Genomic DNA, 5,482 nt, shown 5'->3' with positions numbered 1-5,482 from the left:
CTGTTGTTTGAGAACTCAATAGTGTGCCAAGTTTATTGATACCAATTATTTTGATTGGTTGAACTGGCTGTTCGGCCCACCCCGTGGGCTGGAGCAGCTTTTTTAGCTGGTTTCGAATTTAGTGCATGACTGTGCAGCCAATTTTCCTTGGCTCCGGTTGTGTGTCTGTAACACATTTACGGAGAGTTTGATCCTGGCTCAGGATGAACGCTGGCGGCGTGCTTAACACATGCAAGTCGAACGATGACTTCTGTGCTTGCACAGAATGATTAGTGGCGAACGGGTGAGTAACACGTGAGTAACCTGCCCTTGACTTCGGGATAAGCCTGGGAAACCGGGTCTAATACCGGATACGACCATCTGGCGCATGCCATGGTGGTGGAAAGCTTTATGCGGTTTTGGATGGACTCGCGGCCTATCAGCTTGTTGGTTGGGGTAATGGCCCACCAAGGCGACGACGGGTAGCCGGCCTGAGAGGGTGACCGGCCACACTGGGACTGAGACACGGCCCAGACTCCTACGGGAGGCAGCAGTGGGGAATATTGCACAATGGGCGGAAGCCTGATGCAGCGACGCCGCGTGAGGGATGACGGCCTTCGGGTTGTAAACCTCTTTCAGCAGGGAAGAAGCGAAAGTGACGGTACCTGCAGAAGAAGCGCCGGCTAACTACGTGCCAGCAGCCGCGGTAATACGTAGGGCGCAAGCGTTATCCGGAATTATTGGGCGTAAAGAGCTCGTAGGCGGTTTGTCGCGTCTGCTGTGAAAGCCCGGGGCTCAACCCCGGGTCTGCAGTGGGTACGGGCAGACTAGAGTGATGTAGGGGAGACTGGAATTCCTGGTGTAGCGGTGAAATGCGCAGATATCAGGAGGAACACCGATGGCGAAGGCAGGTCTCTGGGCATTAACTGACGCTGAGGAGCGAAAGCATGGGGAGCGAACAGGATTAGATACCCTGGTAGTCCATGCCGTAAACGTTGGGCACTAGGTGTGGGGGACATTCCACGTTTTCCGCGCCGTAGCTAACGCATTAAGTGCCCCGCCTGGGGAGTACGGCCGCAAGGCTAAAACTCAAAGGAATTGACGGGGGCCCGCACAAGCGGCGGAGCATGCGGATTAATTCGATGCAACGCGAAGAACCTTACCAAGGCTTGACATGAACCGGTAAAGCGTAGAAATACGCTCCCCACTTGTGGCCGGTTTACAGGTGGTGCATGGTTGTCGTCAGCTCGTGTCGTGAGATGTTGGGTTAAGTCCCGCAACGAGCGCAACCCTCGTTCTATGTTGCCAGCGCGTTATGGCGGGGACTCATAGGAGACTGCCGGGGTCAACTCGGAGGAAGGTGGGGACGACGTCAAATCATCATGCCCCTTATGTCTTGGGCTTCACGCATGCTACAATGGCCGGTACAAAGGGTTGCGATACTGTGAGGTGGAGCTAATCCCAAAAAGCCGGTCTCAGTTCGGATTGAGGTCTGCAACTCGACCTCATGAAGTTGGAGTCGCTAGTAATCGCAGATCAGCAACGCTGCGGTGAATACGTTCCCGGGCCTTGTACACACCGCCCGTCAAGTCACGAAAGTTGGTAACACCCGAAGCCGGTGGCCTAACCCCTTGTGGGAGGGAGCCGTCGAAGGTGGGACCGGCGATTGGGACTAAGTCGTAACAAGGTAGCCGTACCGGAAGGTGCGGCTGGATCACCTCCTTTCTAAGGAGCACCTCAAAGTGGCAGGTCCTTCCACAGTGTTGGATGTGTGCTTTGCAGGAGATGCCCATGTCGGAGACGTTTGTTCTCCGGTGGGTGCTCAAGGGTGGAATATCAATAAATAGGTTCTTCCGGGTTCTGTCCGGCTGGTGAGTACGCCCCCCTGGGGGTTGGAAAGCACAGCTGGCCGGGGTGCCCGGTGGGTATCGTTTGGCACACTGTTGGGTCCTGAGGCAACAGGATCTGTTGTTTCTGGTTTTTCCTGCGCATGCCGGAGGCCGGCCGCTGGTTCCCCCTTTTTGCGGGGTGCCTGGTCTGGTGGATGGGTGTGACGGGGTTGTTGTTTGAGAACTACATAGTGGACGCGAGCATCTTAAAAATTATTAAGTGCAATTTCAGATAAACCTGGTGACCGGTCTTGTACTGGTTTTCCATGGTTTTCTCGATAGCGATATTAATTGTTGATCTTTGTGGTCAAGTTTTTAAGGGCACACGGTGGATGCCTTGGCATCAGGAGCCGAAGAAGGACGTAGGAATCTGCGATAAGCCTGGGGGAGTTGATAACCGAGCGTTGATCCCAGGATGTCCGAATGGGGAAACCCCGCCCGGCGCGCGAGTGACCGGGTGACCCGCATCTGAACACATAGGGTGCGTGGAGGGAACGCGGGGAAGTGAAACATCTCAGTACCCGCAGGAAGAGAAAACAACAGTGATTCCGTTAGTAGTGGCGAGCGAACGCGGAAGAGGCTAAACCAGTGGTGTGTGATAGCCGGCGGGCGTTGCATCACTGGGGTTGCGGGACTTTCCGTATCAGTTCTGCCGGACTGGTGAAGTGAGTGCAGGTGCATAGGTGAACTGGTTTGAAAGCCAGGCCGTAGAGGGTGTTAGCCCCGTAACCGGAATGTATGCTGCCGCTTGGAGAGGATCCCAAGTAGCACGGGGCCCGAGAAATCCCGTGCGAATCTGCCAGGACCACCTGGTAAGCCTAAATACTCCCTGATGACCGATAGCGGACAAGTACCGTGAGGGAAAGGTGAAAAGTACCCCGGGAGGGGAGTGAAATAGTACCTGAAACCGTGTGCCTACAAACCGTTGGAGCAGCCTTGTTGCTGTGACAGCGTGCCTTTTGAAGAATGAGCCTGCGAGTTAGTGTTACGTCGCGAGGTTAACCCGTGTGGGGAAGCCGTAGCGAAAGCGAGTCTGAACAGGGCGAGTGAGTGGCGTGATCTAGACCCGAAGCGGAGTGATCTACCCATGGCCAGGTTGAAGCGACGGTAAGACGTCGTGGAGGACCGAACCCACTTCAGTTGAAAATGGAGGGGATGAGCTGTGGGTAGGGGTGAAAGGCCAATCAAACTCCGTGATAGCTGGTTCTCCCCGAAATGCATTTAGGTGCAGCGTTGCGTGTTTCTTGCCGGAGGTAGAGCTACTGGATGGCCGATGGGCCCTACAAGGTTACTGACGTCAGCCAAACTCCGAATGCCGGTAAGTGAGAGCGCAGCAGTGAGACTGTGGGGGATAAGCTTCATAGTCGAGAGGGAAACAGCCCAGACCACCAACTAAGGCCCCTAAGCGTGTGCTAAGTGGGAAAGGATGTGGAGTTGCCCAGACAACCAGGAGGTTGGCTTAGAAGCAGCCACCCTTGAAAGAGTGCGTAATAGCTCACTGGTCAAGTGATTCCGCGCCGACAATGTAGCGGGGCTCAAGTACACCGCCGAAGTTGTGGATTTCAGATTATTGGTAAGCCTTCGTGGTTCAGCCGTCTGGAGTGGTAGGGGAGCGTCGTGTGGGCAGTGAAGCTGCGGTGTAAACCAGTGGTGGAGCCTACACGAGTGAGAATGCAGGCATGAGTAGCGAAAGACGGGTGAGAAACCCGTCCGCCGAATGATCAAGGGTTCCAGGGTCAAGCTAATCTGCCCTGGGTAAGTCGGGACCTAAGGCGAGGCCGACAGGCGTAGTCGATGGACAACGGGTTGATATTCCCGTACCGGCGAAAAACCGCCCATACCAAGCGGGGGATACTAACCGCCCGAAACCTGCCCGTGCACCCTTGTGGTGTTCCGGGTTTTGGTGGAGCGCGGGACCGTAACCTGGGAGGTAAGCGTATTAACAGGTGTGACGCAGGAAGGTAGCCGGGCCGGGCGATGGTTGTCCTGGTCTAAGGATGTAGGGTCAGTGATTGGCAAATCCGTCACTGTGTCTTTGATGACGCACCTGAGATCTGATGGGACCCCCGAACGGGGGAATCCGGTGATCCTATGCTGCCTAGAAAAGCATCGGCGCGAGGTTTTAGCCGCCCGTACCCCAAACCGACACAGGTGATCAGGTAGAGAATACTAAGGCGATCGAGAGAATTATGGTTAAGGAACTCGGCAAAATGCCCCCGTAACTTCGGGAGAAGGGGGGCCTGCCCCGTGATGGAAACTTGCTTTCCGGAGCGGGTGTGGGCCGCAGAGACCAGGGGGAAGCGACTGTTTACTAAAAACACAGGTCCGTGCGAAGTCGCAAGACGATGTATACGGACTGACTCCTGCCCGGTGCTGGAAGGTTAAGAGGACCGGTTAGCCCTTGCGGGCGAAGCTGGGAATTTAAGCCCCAGTAAACGGCGGTGGTAACTATAACCATCCTAAGGTAGCGAAATTCCTTGTCGGGTAAGTTCCGACCTGCACGAATGGAGTAACGACTTCCCCGCTGTCTCAACCATAAACTCGGCGAAATTGCAGTACGAGTAAAGATGCTCGTTACGCGCAGCAGGACGGAAAGACCCCGAGACCTTTACTATAGTTTGGTATTGGTGTTCGGTGTGGCTTGTGTAGGATAGGTGGGAGACTGTGAGACCCGGACGCCAGTTCGGGTGGAGTCATCGTTGAAATACCACTCTGGTCATACTGGATATCTAACTTCGGCCCGTAATCCGGGTCAGGGACAGTGCCTGATGGGTAGTTTAACTGGGGCGGTTGCCTCCTAAAGAGTAACGGAGGCGCCCAAAGGTTCCCTCAGCCTGGTTGGCAATCAGGTGTCGAGTGTAAGTGCACAAGGGAGCTTGACTGTGAGAGAGACATCTCGAGCAGGGACGAAAGTCGGGACTAGTGATCCGGCGGTACATTGTGGAATGGCCGTCGCTCAACGGATAAAAGGTACCTCGGGGATAACAGGCTGATCTTGCCCAAGAGTCCATATCGACGGCATGGTTTGGCACCTCGATGTCGGCTCGTCGCATCCTGGGGCTGGAGTAGGTCCCAAGGGTTGGGCTGTTCGCCCATTAAAGCGGTACGCGAGCTGGGTTTAGAACGTCGTGAGACAGTTCGGTCCCTATCCGCTGCGCGCGCAGGAAATTTGAGAAGGGCTGTCCTTAGTACGAGAGGACCGGGACGGACGAACCTCTGGTGTGTCAGTTGTACTGCCAAGTGCACCGCTGATTAGCTACGTTCGGATGGGATAACCGCTGAAAGCATCTAAGCGGGAAGCCTGCTTCGAGATGAGATTTCCATACACCTTGTGTGTGAGAGGCCCCCAGCCAGACCACTGGGTTGATAGGCCGGATGTGGAAGCGGGGACTAAAGACCCGTGAAGCTGACCGGTACTAATAGGCCGATAACTTACACCACAACAACACCTGGGGAAACACGACTTCAAACGGTTTCCCAACGTACAGGGTGTTGCGATCATGCTGCTTGCGTCCACTATGTGGTTCCCAACCAACAACCCGGCCGGGTTGACCTTGGTTGCAGGAACATAATTGAATACACGGTTATCGTGTAATCCACTGATTTACCCGCCA

Annotated in this window: 2 rRNA genes; both read left to right on the top strand. The window is 55.2% G+C overall.

From position 1 onward, the window contains the following. The first annotated feature begins 175 nt into the window (after positions 1 to 175). Positions 176 to 1,704: ribosomal RNA gene (locus TVB01_RS16430) — 16S ribosomal RNA — on the top strand. A 469-nt stretch (positions 1,705 to 2,173) separates the two neighbouring features. Next, positions 2,174 to 5,309: ribosomal RNA gene (locus TVB01_RS16425) — 23S ribosomal RNA — on the top strand. The 16S and 23S rRNA genes sit together here, the layout of an rRNA operon. The last annotated feature ends 173 nt before the right edge of the window (positions 5,310 to 5,482 follow it).

The organism is Arthrobacter sp. 7Tela_A1, from assembly GCF_049311065.1.
Taxonomy (GTDB): Bacteria; Actinomycetota; Actinomycetes; order Actinomycetales; family Micrococcaceae; genus Arthrobacter_B.
This window is presented reverse-complemented; position numbering and strand designations above follow the sequence as displayed.